At 70.8% G+C, this 17,890-nt stretch carries 14 protein-coding genes and 1 pseudogene; 10 read left to right on the top strand and 5 right to left on the bottom strand.

Going from position 1 to position 17,890, the window contains the following annotated elements; all coding sequences use genetic code 11:
* The first annotated feature begins 177 nt into the window (after positions 1-177).
* On the top strand, positions 178-417 hold the full coding sequence (locus tag ACZ7L5_RS03365; protein ID WP_328878327.1) for a hypothetical protein: 240 nt from the start codon (positions 178-180) through the stop codon (positions 415-417).
* Between the two features lie 222 nt (positions 418-639).
* Here the strand turns inward: ACZ7L5_RS03365 and gcl are convergent, their stop codons facing one another.
* Positions 640-2,424 carry a glyoxylate carboligase gene (gcl, locus tag ACZ7L5_RS03360; RefSeq protein ID WP_471513984.1) on the bottom strand — a complete coding sequence of 595 codons (1,785 nt, stop codon included), beginning with the start codon at positions 2,422-2,424 and terminating at the stop codon, positions 640-642.
* A gap of 247 nt (positions 2,425-2,671) precedes the next feature.
* Here gcl and ACZ7L5_RS03355 point away from each other — a divergent pair, with 247 nt between their 5' ends.
* Positions 2,672-3,349, top strand: a complete 678-nt coding sequence (locus tag ACZ7L5_RS03355; RefSeq protein ID WP_471513983.1) for a hypothetical protein — start codon at positions 2,672-2,674, stop codon at positions 3,347-3,349.
* A 41-nt stretch (positions 3,350-3,390) separates the two neighbouring features.
* Positions 3,391-3,906 (top strand): GNAT family N-acetyltransferase, encoded by a 516-nt coding sequence (locus tag ACZ7L5_RS03350; RefSeq protein WP_471513981.1) that lies wholly within the window; start codon positions 3,391-3,393, stop codon positions 3,904-3,906.
* Positions 3,907-3,910: 4 nt separating this feature from the next.
* On the opposite strand, the gene ACZ7L5_RS03345 is transcribed toward ACZ7L5_RS03350, so the two are convergent.
* Together ACZ7L5_RS03345 and ACZ7L5_RS03340 are read right to left on the bottom strand one after the other, a co-directional pair.
* Positions 3,911-5,509, bottom strand: coding sequence for an AMP-binding protein (locus ACZ7L5_RS03345; protein ID WP_471513979.1), 1,599 nt, complete (start codon positions 5,507-5,509; stop codon positions 3,911-3,913).
* Positions 5,506-7,176, bottom strand: a complete 1,671-nt coding sequence (locus ACZ7L5_RS03340) for an AMP-binding protein (RefSeq protein ID WP_471513977.1) — start codon at positions 7,174-7,176, stop codon at positions 5,506-5,508. The genes ACZ7L5_RS03345 and ACZ7L5_RS03340 overlap by 4 nt, the downstream gene beginning before the upstream one ends.
* Positions 7,177-7,305: 129 nt before the next feature.
* Between ACZ7L5_RS03340 and ACZ7L5_RS03335 the strand changes: the two genes are divergently transcribed.
* From ACZ7L5_RS03335 to ACZ7L5_RS03325, 3 genes are all read left to right on the top strand, one after another.
* Positions 7,306-8,148, top strand: coding sequence for a helix-turn-helix transcriptional regulator (locus ACZ7L5_RS03335; protein ID WP_471514499.1), 843 nt, complete (start codon positions 7,306-7,308; stop codon positions 8,146-8,148).
* 150 nt (positions 8,149-8,298) lie between these two features.
* Positions 8,299-11,121: a helix-turn-helix transcriptional regulator gene (locus ACZ7L5_RS03330; RefSeq protein ID WP_471513975.1), complete on the top strand. Its 2,823-nt coding sequence runs from the start codon at positions 8,299-8,301 to the stop codon at positions 11,119-11,121.
* Positions 11,122-11,388: 267 nt separating this feature from the next.
* Positions 11,389-12,174, top strand: a complete 786-nt coding sequence (locus ACZ7L5_RS03325; protein WP_471513973.1) for a S1 family peptidase — start codon at positions 11,389-11,391, stop codon at positions 12,172-12,174.
* A 134-nt stretch (positions 12,175-12,308) separates the two neighbouring features.
* Here the strand turns inward: ACZ7L5_RS03325 and ACZ7L5_RS03320 are convergent, their stop codons facing one another.
* Complete coding sequence (locus tag ACZ7L5_RS03320) at positions 12,309-13,430, bottom strand: winged helix DNA-binding domain-containing protein (protein ID WP_471513971.1); 1,122 nt, start codon at positions 13,428-13,430, stop codon at positions 12,309-12,311.
* Positions 13,431-13,576: 146 nt separating this feature from the next.
* Between ACZ7L5_RS03320 and ACZ7L5_RS03315 the strand changes: the two genes are divergently transcribed.
* Both ACZ7L5_RS03315 and ACZ7L5_RS03310 read left to right on the top strand, forming a co-directional pair.
* Positions 13,577-14,737 (top strand): magnesium and cobalt transport protein CorA, encoded by a 1,161-nt coding sequence (locus tag ACZ7L5_RS03315; protein ID WP_471513970.1) that lies wholly within the window; start codon positions 13,577-13,579, stop codon positions 14,735-14,737.
* A 50-nt stretch (positions 14,738-14,787) separates the two neighbouring features.
* Positions 14,788-15,168, top strand: coding sequence for an Lrp/AsnC family transcriptional regulator (locus ACZ7L5_RS03310; RefSeq protein ID WP_471513968.1), 381 nt, complete (start codon positions 14,788-14,790; stop codon positions 15,166-15,168).
* 72 nt (positions 15,169-15,240) lie between these two features.
* On the opposite strand, the gene ACZ7L5_RS03305 is transcribed toward ACZ7L5_RS03310, so the two are convergent.
* Complete coding sequence (locus tag ACZ7L5_RS03305; RefSeq protein ID WP_471513966.1) at positions 15,241-15,789, bottom strand: DUF1062 domain-containing protein; 549 nt, start codon at positions 15,787-15,789, stop codon at positions 15,241-15,243.
* A gap of 323 nt (positions 15,790-16,112) precedes the next feature.
* Between ACZ7L5_RS03305 and ACZ7L5_RS03300 the strand changes: the two genes are divergently transcribed.
* Positions 16,113-16,583, top strand: a complete 471-nt coding sequence (locus ACZ7L5_RS03300) for a flavodoxin family protein (protein ID WP_471513964.1) — start codon at positions 16,113-16,115, stop codon at positions 16,581-16,583.
* Between the two features lie 213 nt (positions 16,584-16,796).
* Positions 16,797-17,890: pseudogene (locus ACZ7L5_RS03295) on the top strand (hypothetical protein); the annotation flags it as partial.

The following is a 17,890-nucleotide window of genomic DNA, read 5'->3' as shown; positions in this document are numbered from 1 at the left end:
CCCTCCAGACCCCGTCCGGCGGCGCGAACGTCCTGTCGCGCCCAGCCTCGCACCGTCGGACGGCCACAACCGAATATCTCACCGGCTGAAGAGCGCCGGGCACGGACGGTCCTGTGCCCGGCGCTCTTCGGCGTCCTCCGGGGTGCGGGAGCGGCCCGTCCGCAGGACGCTGAAGGCATGGCAGCACATCCGACCGAGCATCCGCACGTCGTGGTGCACCCGCCGGCCCTGGACGGCTCCCGGCGGGTCACCGAGGGCGACGACACGCTGGGCATCGCCACGCACGTGGACGACGTGAGCGAGATCCTCCGCCTGGCCGACCTGTACGTCACCGACGTGGCGGAGAGCGACCTCATCGACTGGCAGGGCGGCGGCCCCGACGACTGGCCGGGGCTGTCGGAGCACCACGACGCGTAGGCGCCGCGTACGCCATCGGACGTACGTCGCCCACGCAATCCTCAGATCAACCTCTGAACAGGCGCCGGGAGGCTTCAACCGCACCCTCGCGCGGGCACATTCCCGTCACACGGTGCCCGCCGGCACGGGGGCGGCGGGCACCGCACGGGGGCACGCGAAAAAGGGGCGGCCCAACCTTTCGGTTGGACCGCCCCTCGCCCGCGAGCGGACTAGCTGGACGCGTCAGACCTTCAGCGTCCTGATCGACGTCGGCGAGTGACCCGGCTCCGTCGCGATCTCCTCGAACTCGACGACGTTGCTGATGTCGTTCGTGGTCGACATGGAGATGTTGGTGACCCGCTCGAGGATCGCCTCGACGACCACCGGGACCCGGTACTCCTGAGCGAGCTTCTTGGCCTGCTCGAAGGCGGCGCCCAGTTCGCTCGGGTCGGTCACGCGGATCGCCTTGCAGCCGAGGCCCTCGACGACCTTGACGTGGTCGACGCCGTAGACGCCCAGCTCGGGCGAGTTGATGTTCTCGAACTCCAGGTTGACCTGGAAGTCGATCTCGAACGCCCGCTGCGCCTGACGGATCAGGCCCAGGTAGGAGTTGTTCACCAGGACATGGACGTACGGGATCCTGTGCTGCGCGCCGACCGCCAGCTCCTCGATCATGAACTGGAAGTCGTAGTCGCCGGACAGGGCGACGACCTGCGCCTCGGGGTCGGCCTTCGCCACGCCCAGCGCGGCCGGGATCGTCCAGCCCAGCGGGCCCGCCTGACCGCAGTTGATCCAGTGCCGCGGCTTGAAGACGTGCAGCATCTGGGCGCCGGCGATCTGCGAGAGGCCGATGGTGGAGACGTACCGGGTCTCCGGGCCGAAGGCCTTGTTCATCTCCTCGTAGACGCGCTGCGGCTTGATCGGGATGTCGTCGAAGTGCGTACGGCGCTGGAGGGTCGCCTTCCTCTCCTGCGCGGACGCCGCCCAGTCGGAGCGGTCCGGCAGCTTGCCGGCGGCCTTCAGCTCCTTGGCCACCTCGACGAACAGCTCCAGCGCGGCCTTCGCGTCCGACGCGATGCCGTAGTCCGGCGCGAAGATCTTGCCGATCTGGGTGGGCTCGACGTCGACGTGGACGAACTTGCGCCCGGCCGTGTAGACGTCCAGCTTGCCGGTGTGGCGGTTGGCCCAGCGGTTGCCGATGCCGAGGACGAAGTCGGACTCCAGGAAGGTCGCGTTGCCGTAGCGGTGCGAGGTCTGCAGGCCCACCATGCCGGCGTTCAGCTCGTGGTCGTCGGGCAGCAGGCCCCAGCCCATCAGGGTCGGGACGACCGGCGTGCCCGTCAGCTCGGCGAACTCGACGAGGAGGTCGGCGGCGTCGGCGTTGATGACACCGCCGCCCGCGACGATCAGCGGCCGCTCGGACGCGTTCAGCAGTCCGATCGCCTTCTCGATCTGGGCGCGGGTCGCGGCCGGCTTGTAGACCGGGAGGGGCTCGTACGTCTCCGGGTCGAACTCGATCTCCGTCAGCTGGACGTCGATCGGCAGGTCGATGAGGACCGGGCCGGGACGGCCGGAGCGCATCAGGTGGAACGCCTGCTGGAAGACGCCGGGGACCTGGGCGGCCTCCAGGACGGTCACCGCCATTTTCGTGACCGGCTTGGCGATCGAGGCGATGTCGACGGCCTGGAAGTCCTCTTTGTGGATCACGGCGGTCGGAGCCTGGCCCGTGATGCACAGGATCGGGATGGAGTCGCCGATCGCGGAGTACAGGCCGGTGATCATGTCGGTGCCGGCCGGGCCCGAGGTGCCGATGCACACGCCGATGTTGCCCGGGTGCGTACGGGTGTAGCCCTCGGCCATGTGCGAGGCGCCCTCCACATGGCGGGCAAGGGTGTGGTTGATCCCGCCGGAGGCCTTGAGCGCGGCGTAGAAGGGGTTGATCGCCGCGCCCGGCACGCCGAACGCGTTGCTGACGCCCTCGCGCTTGAGGATCTCGACTGCCGCTCGGGCAGCGGTCATACGAGCCATTGAGTACTCCTGCTTCGGCTGTCGGATTCGCACTCCCGTCGCGCCCCGCGGTGAGCAATTCCGTGACGATGTCGATTCCGCCTGCATCTTCCACATAGCGGAAACTGTTTTCTACTATCTGGAAGCAATGTAAGTGGGGCAGCTGAGGAGCGTCAAGAGGCGAAGACCGGCAACGGGCGGACAACCGGGCACCGCGTGGAGGACGATGGGAGCGCTGTCCCGATGCGAGGTCGTCCTGGAGTGGGCCATGTCCGAGAGCGTGTCGGTGCGCTGCCCGGCCTGCCGGCGCGAGCATCTCTACGAGGCACCCGCCTATCCGTGCGCGTGCGGGGCGCCCGTCGCACCGGAACTCGATCCGCACGGCACCGCGACGGCCGTCGCGCATCGGGCCTGGGACGACGAGTGGATCGGTGTGCGCTGTCGGGCGTGCGGCCGGGAGAGCCATTGGCCCCGTCCGGAGGTGGGATGCCCCTGCGGGACGACGGTGCGGGTGCCGGTGGCGGAGGCGGGGGCCGAGCGGCCGGAGGCGCCGCCCGCGGCGCGCCGCGCCTTTCAGCCCGTCACGATCCGCACCGCCCGTGACGCGGTCACCGCGGCCGCCGTCTATCTGCGGTGGCTCGGCTACCGGGACATCCGCCGTGCCGACCAGCGGCCCACGTCGGGGGTCGGCATCGCCGCCCACGGGCTGCTCGCGCAGATCGACCCGACGGTCAGCCCGGCTTCCCTGCGGGACGTGGAGTGCCTGTGGCTGACCGCCATGTCCGAGTCCGCGGCCTGCGTCTACTTCTCTCTCGCCGGGTACGCCCCCGACGCCCGCGTCCGCGCCGACGGGCTGGGCGTCCCCCTCTTCGTCCTCGACCTCACGGGGACGCCCCAGCCGGTCAACAGCCTCGCCGACGAGCTGGACGCCACGGGCGCCCGGTAATCGGCTCGCGCCCGACGCCGCCGCCGACGGACACTCGGCCCATGCGCATCCGCCCCGCGACTGCCGACGACCTCCCCGTCCTCCAGGACATCGAACGCGCCGCCGGAGCCGTCTTCCGCGACTTCGGCATGGCGGCGATCGCCGACGACGAGCCGCCCGCCCTGGACGTCCTGGAGCACTACCGCAGCGCGGGCCGCGCCTGGGTCGCCTGCGACGCGGGCGACCGGCCGGTCGGCTATCTGATCTGCGAGCCCGTCGACGGCGCCCTGCACATCGAGCAGGTCTCGGTCCACCCGGTCGCCGCCCGCCGGGGCGTGGGCCGCACCCTCCTCACGTACGCCGCCGACCACGCGCGCGAGCAGGACCTCACCGCCCTCACCCTGACCACGTTCACCGAGGTCCCGTGGAACGCGCCGTACTACGCCCGCCTGGGCTTTCGCGTACTGGACGAGGCCGAGCTCACCCCGGGGCTGCGGAAGATCCGCGCCGGCGAGGCGGAGCTCGGCCTCGACCGGTGGCCCCGGGTCTGCATGCGCCGCGCCCTGGACGGCCGGTGAGTGATCAGCCCCTGCTGTCCGCGTACTTCTCCCGCAGCTCCACCTTCCGCACCTTCCCGGACACCGTCATCGGGAAGGTCTCAAGGATCTGCAACCGGCTCGGGATCTTGTAGTGGGCCAGTTGCCCCTCGCAGAAGGCCCGCAGCTCCTCCAGCGTCAGCGGGGCGGCCGCGTCGCGCGGGATGACGCAGGCCAGTACCTCCTCGCCGTACCGTTCGTGGGGCACCCCGACGACCTGGACGTCGGCGATCTTGGGGTGGGCGTAGAGGAACTCCTCGATCTCGCGCGGGTAGATGTTCTCGCCGCCCCGGATGATCATGTCCTTGATGCGGCCGACGATCTCGACGTAGCCGTTCTCGCGCATCGTCGCGAGGTCGCCGGTGTGCATCCAGCGGCCGGCGTCGACGGTCTCGGCGGTCTTCTCGGGCTCGTTCCAGTAGCCGAGCATCACGCTGTAGCCCCGGGTGCACAGTTCGCCCGCCGTGCCGCGCGGCTGGGTCACACCGGTCGCCGGGTCGACGATCTTCACCTCGATGTGCGGCAGGACGCGGCCGACCGTGGACGTGCGGTGTTCCAGGTCGTCGTCCCGCCGCGTCTGCAGGGACACCGGGGACGTCTCGGTCATGCCGTAGCAGATGGAGACCTCCTCCATGTGCATCTCGGCGACGACCCGCTTCATCACCTCCACCGGGCAGGGCGAGCCCGCCATGATGCCGGTGCGCAGGGAGGAGAGGTCGTACGACGCGAAGTCGGGGAGGTTCAGCTCCGCGATGAACATGGTCGGGACGCCGTACAGGGACGTACAGCGCTCCTGCTGGACGGCCTCCAGCGTGGCCTTCGGGTCGAAGGACGGGGCCGGGATCACCATGCAGGCGCCGTGCGAGGTGGCGGCCAGATTGCCCATCACCATGCCGAAGCAGTGGTAGAAGGGCACCGGGACGCAGACCCGGTCCTGCTCGGTGTACGCGATCAACTCCCCCACGAAATAACCGTTGTTGAGGATGTTGTGGTGGGAGAGGGTGGCCCCCTTGGGGAAGCCCGTCGTGCCCGACGTGTACTGGATGTTGATCGGGTCGTCGCAGGACAGCTCCTCGAACGGGGCAGGTGTGGCCCGCGCGATCAGCGCCTCCCAGCTCGGGTCCCCGATGTACACGGTCTCCCGCAGCTGGGGGCACTTTCCGCGCACCTGCTCGACCATCGCCCGGTAGTCGCTCGTCTTGTGGCTCAGGGAGGCGAAGAGGAGCGAGATTCCCGCCTGGTTGAGGACGTACTCGACCTCGTGGGTGCGGTAGGCGGGATTGATGTTCACCATGATCGCGCCGACGCGGGCCGTGGCGTACTGGACCAGCACCCATTCCGGACAGTTGATCGCCCAGATACCCACCCGGTCACCCTTGGTGACGCCGCTCGCGAGCAGCGCGTACGCCAACTCGTCGACGTCGGCGGCGAACCGGGCGTACGTCCAGCGCCGCCCGGACGGCACGTCGACCAGCGCCTCCCGGTCGGGCCACGCGGCGACCGCCCGGTCCAGGTTGGCCCCGATCGTGTCCCCGAGCAGGGCGGTGTCGCTCGTCCCGTGCGTGTACGACAGCTCTGGGCTCACCGGAAGTCCTCCTCGCGGTACTCGGCGTCCGAACCGGCTGCCGTGGCCTCGCGCAGCTCGATGCGGCGGATCTTGCCGGAGACGGTCTTGGGCAGCGGCGCGAACTCCAGGCGGCGGATGCGCTTGTACGGCGCCAGCACCTCCCGTGAGTGCTCGAAGAGCACCTTGGCCGTGTCGGGGCCGGGCTCCCAGCCCTCCGCGAGGACGACGTACGCCTTCGGCACCGCGAGCCGCAGCGCGTCCGGCGCGGGCACGACGGCCGCCTCGGCCACCGCCTCGTGTTCCAGCAGGGCGCTCTCCAGCTCGAACGGGGAGATCTTGTAGTCGGACGCCTTGAAGACGTCGTCGGCGCGGCCGACGTAGGTGATGTAGCCGTCGGCGTCCCGGGAGCCGATGTCGCCGGTGCGGTAGTAGCCGCCGGCCATCGCCTCCGACGTACGGTCGGCGTCGCCGTGGTAGCCGGTCATCACACCGACGGGGCGGCCGGACAGGTCGAGGGCGATCTCGCCCTCGTCGGCGCCGGGTGCGCCGGAGACCGGGTCGAGGAGTTCCACGCGGAAGCCGGGGCTGGGGCGGCCCATGGAACCGGTCTTCAGGGGCTGGCCGGGGCTGTTGGAGACCTGGACCGCGGTCTCGGTCTGCCCGAACCCGTCGCGGATGGTCACGCCCCACGCCTCGCGCACCCGCTCGATGACCTCGGGATTGAGCGGCTCACCGGCGGCGACCACCTCGCGCGGGCGGGTGCGCAGGGCGCTCAGGTCGGCCTGGATGAGCATGCGCCAGACGGTCGGCGGGGCGCAGAAGGTGGTGACGCCGGCGCGGTCCATCTCGGCCATCAGGCGGGCCGGGTCGAAGCGCGTGTAGTTGTGGATGAAGACGGTCGCCTCCGCGTTCCACGGCGCGAAGAGGTTGGACCAGGCGTGCTTGGCCCAGCCGGGCGAGGAGATGTTCAGGTGCACGTCGCCGGGCTTGAGGCCGATCCAGTACATGGTGGCCAGGTGCCCGATCGGATACGAGGCGTGGGTGTGCTCGACCAGCTTGGGGCGGGCGGTGGTGCCGGAGGTGAAGTAGAGCATCAGCGGGTCGTCGGACGCGGTCGGCCCGTCGGGGGTGAAGCCGGCCGGGGCGGCGTACGCGTCCTCGTACGTCTGCCAGCCCTCGTGTGCGCCGCCGACGCTGACGCGCGTGTAGCGGCCGGGCACCTCGTCGAACTTGCCGGTGTCCTCGGCGCGCACGAGCACATGCCGCACCCGTCCGCGCTCCACCCGGTCGCGCAGGTCGGCGGGGCCGAGCAGCGGGGTGGCCGGGATGACGACGGCGCGCAGCTTCATGGCGGCGAGGGCGATCTCCCACAGTTCGGCCTGGTTGCCGAGCATGACGAGGACGCGGTCCTCGGCGCGGACGCCGCGCGCCCGCAGCCAGCCCGCGACGCGGTCGGAGCGCTCCGACATCTCGGCGAAGGACAGACGGACCTCGCTGCCGTCCTCCTCGACGATGTGCAGCGCGGTGCGGTCGTTTCCTTCCGCGATGACGTCGAACCAGTCGAGCGCCCAGTTGAACCGCTTAGGCCGGGGCCAGGTGAAGCCCTCGTAGGCGGTCGGGTAGTCCTCGCGGTGCTCCAGCAGGAAGTCCCGCGCACTGCGGAACTCCTCCGTCCCCGTCGTCATCTTTCCTCCTGGTTACCGGAACCTTGCCGGGCGGCCCTCTGCCATCGTGTAATCCGTGACGTGGGTCTCACTACCCCCGAACGGGGGTGTGCGCTCGGGAAAGCCGCAGGAAAGGGCGAGCAGGTGGCAGTGGACGCGGCCGCATCGGTGGAGATAAGGGGCGCGCTGCTGCGCCTGCGCCGCTCGACCGGGCTGCCGGTCGCCTTCGGCGGCCTGGTGGAGCCCGGGCGTCCGCGCGTGCGCATCAGCGAACTGAACGGCACGGCCACCGAGTCCCTGAGCAGGCTCGCGGTGACCGCCGGCAACGGCCTGGGCGGCAAGGCGGTGGCCCTCGCCCGCCCGTGCGCGGTCACGGACTACTCCGCCTCACGGCAGATCACCCATGAGTACGACGCCGCCGTCGCCGTGGAGGGACTGCGATCGGTGCTGGCGGTCCCGGTCGTCGTACGACGCCGGGTGCGCGGAGTCCTGTACGGCGCCCTGCGCACGGCCCAGCCTCTGGGCGACCGCACGCTGACGGCGGCCGTAGAGGCGGCGCGGGACGTCGAACAGGCACTGGTGGTGCGGGACGAGGTCCGGGGGCTGCTGGAGGCGGCACGGGCGGAGGCGGCGCCGGTGCAGACGCCGCTCGACCGGGGCGCCGACTGGGAGCAGGTCCGCGAGGCACACGCGGCGCTGCGGGCTTTGGCCCCGCGCATCGGCGACCCCGCCCTGCGCGCGGAACTGCTGGACGCCTGCGGCCTGCTGGCGGAGGGCCCGGCGCGTGCGCCGAGCGGCGTCCGGCTGGCCCCGCGCGAGCTGGACGTGCTGGCGTGCGTGGCCGCCGGCTCGACGAACGCGGTCGCCGGCGAGCGGCTGGGGCTGCGGGTGGAGACGGTCAGGAGCTATCTGCGGTCGGCCATGCGGAAGCTGGGCACCCACACGCGCGGGGAGGCGGTGGTCGCGGCACGCCGGGCGGGGTTGCTGCCGTAGGCCGGCCCACCCCGACGACCCTCCATTCATTCATCCATGCTTTGAATTTCCCTATGCCCGTCGCTGTTATTTGCCTCACCATGTCGTCGGTCCGAAATTCAAAGACCTGTTGCCTAATATTGGCCCGAACACGACACACGGAGGGGAGCGGTGACCGTGCGACGGGACTTCAAGGAGCCTGCCGGCTGCCGCCCCGACCAGGTCATCGGCAGGGAGGAGCTGTTCACGGCGGCGCGTGAGCAGCTCGGGCGGGGCGGCAGCGTGCTGCTTCACGGCCCTGCCGGAATTGGGAAGTCGACGGTCCTGCGGGCTTTGGCCGGGGAATACGGCGGCGCGGCACGCACCGTGTTGCGCTGCTCGCCCACGGAGTCGGAATCCCACCTCCCCTTCCTCGCCCTGGCCGACCTCCTCGGCCTGGTCCTGGACGAGGTGTCCGAGCGGCTGCCCGCCGCACAGCGCACCGCCCTGGAGTCCGCCCTCACCGGCCGCGGCGAGTCCACCCTCCAGCGCGACGGCCTCGCCCTGCGCCTGGCGGTGCTGTCCGCCCTGCGCGCCCTCGCCGACACCGGACCCGTCCTCGTCGTCGCCGACGACCTTCAATGGCTCGACCCGGCAAGCGCCGAACTCCTCGGATTCGCCGCCCGGCGCCTCGGCGACACCCCGGTGCGGATGCTGTGCGCGGTGCGGACCGAGGGCGAGGAGTACGACCGCCACCTGCGCGCGTCTCCGCCGGACACCCTCGCCGTCCGGCTGGGCCCGCTCTCCCGCGCCCAGCTGTCCGCCCTGCTGGACCACCGCGGTTACACCGGCCTGCCCCGCTCCACGGTCCGCGACATCCACCGCACCAGCGGCGGCAACGCCCTGTTCGCCCTCGAACTGGGCCGCGCCCTCGCGGAGAACCCCACACCGCCCCGCCCCGGCGAGCCCCTGCCGGTGCCCACCTCGCTGCGCGCCCTGGTGCTGAACCGCCTGGAGATGCTGTCGGAGGAAGCCCGCCGCACCCTCCTCGTGGCGAGCGCGGGCGCCCGCCCCACGCTGGCCCTGTTGCACGAGGCCGGCCGTGCCGACGCCGAGGCCGAGACCGCCCAGGCCGCCGAACTCGGACTGCTCGCCACCGAACCCGAGGGTCCCGCCGTACGGTTCGCGCACCCGATGATCTCCGCGGCGCTGTACGCGGAGGCGCCCGCGCAGGACCGCCGGGCCGCGCACGCCGCCCTGTCCACCGCCGCGTCCGACCCCATCGAGCGCGCCCGGCACCTTGCCCTGGCGACCCATGGCACCGACCCGGAGGTCGCCGCCCGGCTCGCCGAGGCCGCCGCCCTGGCCCGGGACCGTGGAGCGCCGTCGGTGGCCGCGCAGTTGGGGCTGCTCGCCGCCCGGCACACTCCGGCGGACGGCCGCCCGAGCCCGGAACTGATGCGCCTGGCCGCCGCCGAGGACGCGATCACCGCCGGGGAACTGGACCTCGCCCGGGACATCGCCCGTGAGGTGCTGAGCCGCACGACCGTGCCCGAGGACCGGGTGCGGGCCTGGATCATCGTGATCGACACGGCGGGCCACGCCATGACGGAGGTCGACGAGATCTTCCCGCAGGCCCTGGCCGACGCCGGCGACGACCCCCGGTTGCTCGCCCTGGTCCACTACCAACTCACCTGGCGCGCCCTGCTCGTGGAGGGCGACTTCGACGAGGCCCGCGGCGAGGCGGCGTACGCGGCAGAGCTGGCCGCGCGGGCCGGCGACCGGTACACCGAGCTGATGGCGCTCGCCTTCCAGGCCCAGATCGAGACCCTGATGGGCCACCCGGACGCTCCCGCGACCATCAGGCGGGCACTCGAAGAGCCCCAGGACCCGAGGGTGGCGTGCCATCACAACGGCGCCGGCTACTCCCGGTTCCGCTGGCTGATCATGAGCGACCAGCTGGCCGAGGCGCGCGCCACGGTCACCGCCCTGCTGCGGGAGGTGCGGCGGCGCGGGTCGGTCGAGAGCGAGGTGCACTTCCTGCGCGGGGTGGCCGAGACCGAACTGCACTCCGGGCACTGCTCACGCGCCCTCGACCTGGCCCGCGAGAGCCTGCGGCTGGCCCGGGACACCGGGATCGGCGAGGTGGCATCAGCGGTGCTGACCTCGCTCGCGGAGGCCGCGGGCGGGGACGTGGACCGGGCGCTGGAGCTGGCGCGGGAAGCGGTGGCGCACGCCGAGGAGGACGGCGACCAGATGTACGTGTCGCGTGCCCTGGCCGCCCTGGGGCACGCCCAGTTGGTGGCCGGGGACGTGGCGGCGGCGGTCCGTTCGCTGCGCCGGGTGCGGGAGGTGGAGCAGGGCCTAGGCATCACCGACCCGGCGCGCGGCCGGTGGCACGGCGACCTGGCCGAGGCCCTGGTGCGCAGCGGGGAGATCGCGGAGGCGCAGGACGTCATCGACGGCACGCGTGAGCCGGCGCTGCGGCTGGACCGCGAGAGCGTACTGGCCGTACTGGACCGGGCCGAGGCGCTGATCCGTGCGGCACGGGGCGAACACGACGCCGCCGCGGCCCAGTTGACGTCGGCCCAGGACCGGCTCGGCAAGCTGGGCTACAGCCTGGAAGAGGCGCGGGCCGCCTTCGCCCTGGCCCAGCTGCGCTCCGATACCGCGGGCCCGACGTCGTACGACGAGGCGGCCCGGCTGTTCCGCCGCTGCCGGGCACTGCCCTGGCTGCGGCAGGTCGAGGTCGCCGCGGCCGCGCGGCCCGTGGAGGCGGCCCCCACCCCCGCCGCCTCCGCCCCGGACGGGCTCGACGGCCTGGACGGGCTCGCCTCGATGGAGCGTCAGGTCGCCGCGCTCGTCATGGAGGGCGCGACCAACCGGGAGATCGCCGCACGCCTGTTCATCAGCGTCAAGACGGTCGAGGCGACGCTCACCCGCGTCTATCGCAAGCTGGGGATCCGATCGCGGGTCGACATCGTCAGACTGGCGGCGGGGCGCCGCACGACCTGAGGTCGGGGCGCCGTACGACGTGGGATCTCGGCGCCGTACGAGGTGAGTTCACCCGTCTTTGTCGGTCCGCGTGGGTTTATCGGGGCGGACCGAGGGTTTTCCCTGCCCAACTCCCTTAGGGGGTTCCCTCATTGGGAAGGGAAGTTTCCGGGACCTACCTTGAGTTCGTGCCGCTCGCTCGGGCACACGGGGGCCGGTCCCGCGACCCTCGTGCATACCCCCCACACCCGCGCGACCCCCCACCGGCAACCCCCAATGAGGAGTCTCATGTTCGGGCTCACCCGTGCCAGAAAGACCGCCGCCGTCGCGGCGACCGCTGCCGCCGCCGCGGCCGCACTGCTCAGCGCCCCCACCGCTGAGGCTGCGTCCTCCCGCATCGTGGGCGGTACGACGACCACGACGACCTCGTATCCCTTCATGATGCAGATCACGGACGCCTCGCAGAACCAGTTCTGCGGCGGCACCCTGGTCTCCGCGACCAAGGTGGTCACCGCGGCCCACTGCATGGTCGGCGAGAGCAACGGCAGCGTCCGCGTCGTCGGCGGGCGCACCTACCTCAACGGCACGAACGGCACCGTCAGCCAGGTCAGCGACATATGGATCCACCCGGACTACTCGGACGTCACCGAGGGTAACGACGTCGCCGTGCTGACCCTGTCCACGTCGATGCCGTACACGCCGGCCTCGTACGTCGACTCCTCGGACACCGGCGTGTACGCGACCGGCGCCACCGCCCGCATCATCGGCTGGGGCACCACCTCCTCGGGCGGCAGCTCCTCCAACCAGCTGCGCACGGCGACCGTGCCGATCGTGTCCAACTCCAGCTGCGCGAGCTCCTACGGTGCGGACTTCATCTCGTCCGACATGGTCTGCGCCGGATACACCTCCGGCGGCGTCGACACCTGCCAGGGCGACAGCGGCGGTCCCCTGCTCATCGGGGGCGTCCTGGCAGGCATCACTTCCTGGGGCGAGGGCTGCGCCCAAGCCGGGTACCCGGGCATCTACACCCGGCTGACCACGTTCTCGGACGAGGTCAGCGAACAGGTCTCCTGAGCACACCCCAGGTGAAAGACCGGGGGGCGTTGCGGGCCTCCACGAGCGGCCCGCAACGCCCCCTATCCATGTGCGCATCCACGTCGGCACCCGACTCCACACTCATGCCGATGCCCCATGGCCGGGATTGCCGACTAGGGGATCACGGTCCCGAAGCGGATGTCGTACGCCGCGTCCGGGTGCATCACCTTCAGCATGCGCTCCCCTTCCTCCGTCACCTCCCCGCGCTGAGCCATGGTGAGCTGGGTGAACTCCTCGATGACGAGCTCGTCGCCGACGATCCGCCACACGCCCACGAGGAAGCCGTCGACGAGGAGCGGGCAGTAGACGGTGTTCACCTGCCAGGTACGGCCACGGTTCGCGGGCGGGATCACGCGGGTGCGGTCGGCGTGGGAGAGGAGGAGGTTGTCGAACTCGGGCAGGAAGCGGGGCGGGGCCGGGGTGTCCGGATCGGGGCGCGGGGCGTCGGGAAGGTCGAAGAGCTCGACGCCGTTCTCGTCGCGGAAGGTGAGCAGGTCGGGGCGGAGCCGTTCGAAGGCGTCGCGCATCCGGGTCAGGCCGCACCAGGTCTGCATGTCCTTCACGGAGGCGGGCCCGAAGGCGGCCAGGTAGCGCAGCACCGTGGCATCGGGTGAGGCGGCCGGTTCGGCGGGACGGTCCAGCCAGTTCTCCGCGGTGGTGAGAGTGACCTGTCCGCTGCGGCCCCACAGTCCGCGCGGGGTGACCTGGACGAGGGGGAGCTTGCAGCGGGCCGCGACGGCCAGGGACTGCGGGTCGGCGTCCGGCCACTCGACGATCAGGGCTTCGCGCAGCTGCTTCATGGTGCGGGGCTCGATTTCGACGAGGTCGCGGGCGAGCGCGGCGAGCCGGTCCAGGTCGACGCCGACGAGGCCCTTGCGGAAGTAGTTGATCTCGCGGTCCCTGGCGGGCTGGACCAGCGGACGCAGGGTGAGACTGTCGTCGGCGGTGTGCAGGTGGATCGTCGAGCGCATGGTGACCATCCGCACGGCGGCGCGGTCGGCCAGCAGGCCGGACAGTTCACCGGGCGTGAAGCCGTCGAGGCGGGCGGCGAGCGCGTAGTAGGGCGGCTTGACCTCCTGGGCCTGGAGGCCGACCAGATGCTCCACGGCCGCCAGGGCGGACATCGGCGAGCGACGCAGCAGCAACTGCCGGTCGAGGGTGGCGCGGTTGAGGGCGCGGGTGCCGAGCACGGGGCCGGCCGCGGCCGCCGTCTTCTTTGTGCTGCGCTTCGTCATGCTCCGCACGCTAGCGAGACTTGCGGACACCTTCGGTCCGCAACTCTCACGGAATCCCGGATCCCCTCACCCCTCCGATGCCATTCGCCCCGTATATCCTGCATCGGAGATCACGCAGTCGTCGTCCAGACCGGGAGGCAGCCGCGATGTCCGAGCGACGCGCACGCCCCGCCTCGAAGAATCCCGTGAAGTCCGCCTGGCGCCGAGCCGTCACTCCCCCGCCGCAACCGGAGCAACCGGAGCCGGCGCCCGCGGCGCGCACCACGGCCTCCGACTCCTCCGAGGTGGCGAGCGTCGTGCAGGCGGTGCTGTACCGGGACGGCGTGCGGGTGTCCGCCCCCGCCACGCTCGCCGAGACCTACCGCGAGCTGCGCGACCAGTCCTGCGGCATGGCCTGGATCGGCCTGGCCCGTCCCACGGAGGCGGAACTGCTCTCCCTGGCTGCCGAGTTCGACCTGCATCCGCTCGCAGTCGAGGACGCGATGGAAGCGCACCAGCGGCCCAAGCTGGAGCGCTACGGCGAGACACTCTTCGTGGTCCTGCGCGCGGCCCGCTACCTGGACGCACCCGAGGAGGTCGACTTCGGCGAACTGCATGTCTTCGTCGGCCCCGACTTCGTGATCACGGTCCGCCATGGCGCGGCCCCCGATCTGTCGGCGGTACGCCAACGCATGGAGGAGACTCCGGAACTGCTCAAACTCGGTCCGGAGGCGGTGCTCTACGCGATACTGGACGCCGTGGTCGACGGCTACGAGCCGGTGGTGGTGGGCGTTCAGAACGACATCGACGAGATCGAGACGGAGGTCTTCCGGGGCGACCCCGAGGTCTCCCGCCGCATCTACGAACTCTCCCGGGAAATGGTCGAGTTCCAGCGCGCCACCCGCCCGCTCGTCGGCATGCTGCACGCCCTGATGGCCGGCTTCTCCAAGTACGGCACGGACGAGGAACTCCAGCGCTACCTGCGCGACGTCGCCGACCATGTCACCCACACCAGCGAGCGCGTCGACGGCTTCCGCCAGGCCCTCACCGAGATCCTCACGGTGAACACGACGCTGGTCACGCAGCAGCAGAACGCCGAGATGCGGGCGCTGGCGGAGGCGGGGTTCGAGCAGAACGAGGAGATCAAGAAGATCTCGTCGTGGGCGGCGATCCTGTTCGCGCCGACGCTGGTGGGGACGATCTACGGCATGAACTTCGACCACATGCCGGAGTTGCACTGGGCGTTCGGATATCCCTTCGCGATCGCCCTGATGGGGGTCGTTTGTACAAGTCTGTACGTCATCTTCAAGCGGCGGGATTGGCTCTAGAACCTCGCTTCCGGCCAGTCGGGCTGTCGCCGTCACCGTGCCCGCGGCGCGTGCGGCAACCGGAGGACGCCGGGGTCATCCGCGGCTACCGAGCGCTCATCGATCGCGCCGCGGTCGGCCGCAGCCTGCGGGGGTTCGCCGGGGTGCGGCTGATGCGGCACACCCGCGCGGACGTGATCGCGTTCGAGAGTGCGGTCACCCGGCTGCCCGAGGTGGTCCACAGCCACCACATCACCGGCAACTCCGACTATCTGCTCCAGGTCGAGGTCCCCGACCTGCCCGCATACGAGGACTTCCACGCCGACCAGGTGGCCGGCCTGCCCGGCACGGTGACCAGCTACGTCACCATGAAGACTCTCCGCCGACACCACCGCGATCACCGCGTGACGGGTGGTCAGAGCATGCCGGCGCCGCGGACGCAGTCTGGATGAGGGCCGGGACAGGGTCTGTCCGGCCGGCTTGCCGGACAGACCCTGGAGATGCTCGACTTCGCGCCGCAGGGCTCAGCGCTTGAGCGTGAAGGTGAAGTCGCCGGAGAGCTTGCCGCTCAGCCGGACCGCCGAAACGAGCTTCCCCTCCGCGATCAGTCTCTCGACCTCGGCCCGCGAAAGATCGCAGCCTTCAGCGATCAGTCGTACCGGCCGGACGGGGATCCGTGCCGCGAAACGGACCGACACGTCGATCACCTCACGGTCCAGATGATCCGATCCGCCGGTGTCGAGGCGCCAGGCGTTGTCCCAGTCGAGGGCGATGCGATTACGGCGCCGCACCGCCGGATCCTGGAGCAACTCGGCTGCCAGGCCGGGATCGTTGTCGTGCATCCGGTCCAGCAGTTCAGGTCGTACGGAACGCACGTTCATCCGCTCCAGGACCGTCAGCTTCGCGGTCTCCCCGCAAGCGGTACAGAGCACGAGGAGCCAGGCGTCGAGAAGCTTGTGGTTTGCGTTGACACGAAACTTGCCGTTCGCCCGGAAGCGCTCGGACGCGCACGCGTGGCAACGACGGAGAACGAGCGGCAGGCAGGTGGGCATGACCACCCAGCGATTGAGCACAGCAGTACACCGGTTTCAGTGAGAAGTCCGCAGCAAAAAGGAGCGCGGCGCACATGCGCGACGCGCGACACATCAGCTCTCGGGGGGTCTCACACGGTGTACAACGGCACGTCCTTGCCTGGATGACTTGGATCAGCGGCACGGTAGTGACGCACGGCAGCGCCGCGCCACCGGTTTTCGAAGCGCCTCAGCAGCAGGCTCAACACGCACACGGCCACGGTCGTAGCGGCGATGACGCTGCGTCACATTCTGTTTGCTGTCACGTCTGAGCGCCGCTGCGTGGTCCTCACTACTGAAGCGAGCGAAGGGAAGGGATCGTGAGGATGAGGACCGTCATCGTGTGCGCCTCCGTGTCGCACGGCAATACGCGTCGTGTCGCCGACAGCATCGCCGAAGTACTCGGCGCGGAGGTCGTCGCGCCCGAGCAGGCCGACCTGGCGGAGCTGGCCGGGGCCGACCTCGTGGGATTCGGCTCGGGTGTCTTCTACGGCAGGCTCCACCCCCGGCTGGCCGAGTTCGTCAAGGCACTTCCCGCCGGACGGGGCCGGGCGTTCGTGTTCGCCACCAGCGGGCTGCCCGAGATTGCGCCGGCGCCTTTCACCCGCCCCCTCGTCCAGCTTCTCCAAGGCAAGGGCTTCGAGGTGGACGGGAGCTTCTCGTGCCGGGCGTTCGACACCTGGACGCCCTTCAAGCTCGTCGGCGGCATCAACAAGCAACGGCCGAACGCCGGGGACCTGGCCGCCGCGCGGACGTTCGCCGAGGGGTTGCGGGACGGACGAGGGCCGGTGTCCTGACGCTCGCCCTGGCCGGCTTCCCTCCGGTGGCCCGGGGCCACGCTGCGCCTCGCCGGGCTCCGGGCCAACTGGCCCCCGGGGGCTACACCATCCGGTGGCTTATGACCGCAACGGCGTTATTCATATCACCGTATTTCCTATTCATTCCACTGTCCGGCTCTTGGTGCTGACCAACCGTCACGAGGCCCTGAACCAAGTCGAGGAGAGTGGAAGATGACGACATCGCCGAAATGGCGATCTGTTCTGGCACCCGCCGCCATGGCTGCCGCGCTCGCCGCAGCCGCACTGGCGAGCGCGGGCACGGCCCACGCCCAGGACGACACCACCCCGCACCCGCCGTACCCGGCCAAGCCCGCACACCCGGCACACGGCGCCAAGCCGGCGTATCCGGTGCACCCGGAAAAGCCCGCCTACCCGGTGCACCCGGTCAAGCCCGAATACCCGGTCAAGCCGGTCAAGCCGGTCAAGCCCGAATACCCGGTCAAGCCGGTCAAGCCCGAATACCCGGTCAAGCCGGCGAAGCCGGAGTACCCGGCCAAGCCCGTCCACCCGGTCAAGCCCGAGTACCCGGTGCACCCGGTCAAGCCCGCGTACCCGGACAAGCCGGTGAAGCCGGAGTACCCGGCCAAGCCCGTCCACCCGGTCAAGCCCGAGTACCCGGTGCACCCGGTCAAGCCCGCGTACCCGGACAAGCCGGTGAAGCCCGAATACCCGGTCAAGCCCGTCCACCCGGTCAAGCCGGAGTATCCGGTCAAGCCCGAGTACCCCGCCAAGCCCGTCAAGCCCGAATACCCGGCCAAGCCCGCGTACCCCGCCAAGCCGGTGAAGCCCGACTACCCAGCGAAGCCCGCCTATCCGGTCAAGCCCGAGTACCCCGCCAAGCCGGAATACCCGGCCAAGCCTGCGTACCCCGCCAAGCCGGTGAAGCCGGAGTATCCGGTCAAGCCTGCGTACCCCGCCAAGCCGGTGAAGCCGGAGTATCCGGTCAAGCCCGCGTACCCGGCCAAGCCCGTCAAGCCGGAATACCCGGCCAAGCCCGCGTACCCCGCCAAGCCCGTCAAACCCGAATACCCGGCCAAGCCCGCGTACCCGGCCAAGCCCGTCAAGCCGGAATACCCGGCCAAGCCCGCGTACCCCGCCAAGCCCGTCAAACCCGAATACCCGGCCAAGCCGATGAAGCCCGCCTACCCGGCCAAGCCCGCCCACCCGGTCAAGCCGATGAAGCCCGCCTACCCGGCCAAGCCCGCCCACCCGGTCAAGCCGATGAAGCCCGCCTACCCGGCCAAGCCCGCCCACCCGGTCAAGCC

The sequence above is a fragment of the Streptomyces sp. NPDC107528 genome, assembly GCF_055639295.1.
Note: the sequence above shows the minus strand (reverse complement) of the source record. Positions and strands in the feature narration are given on the sequence as shown.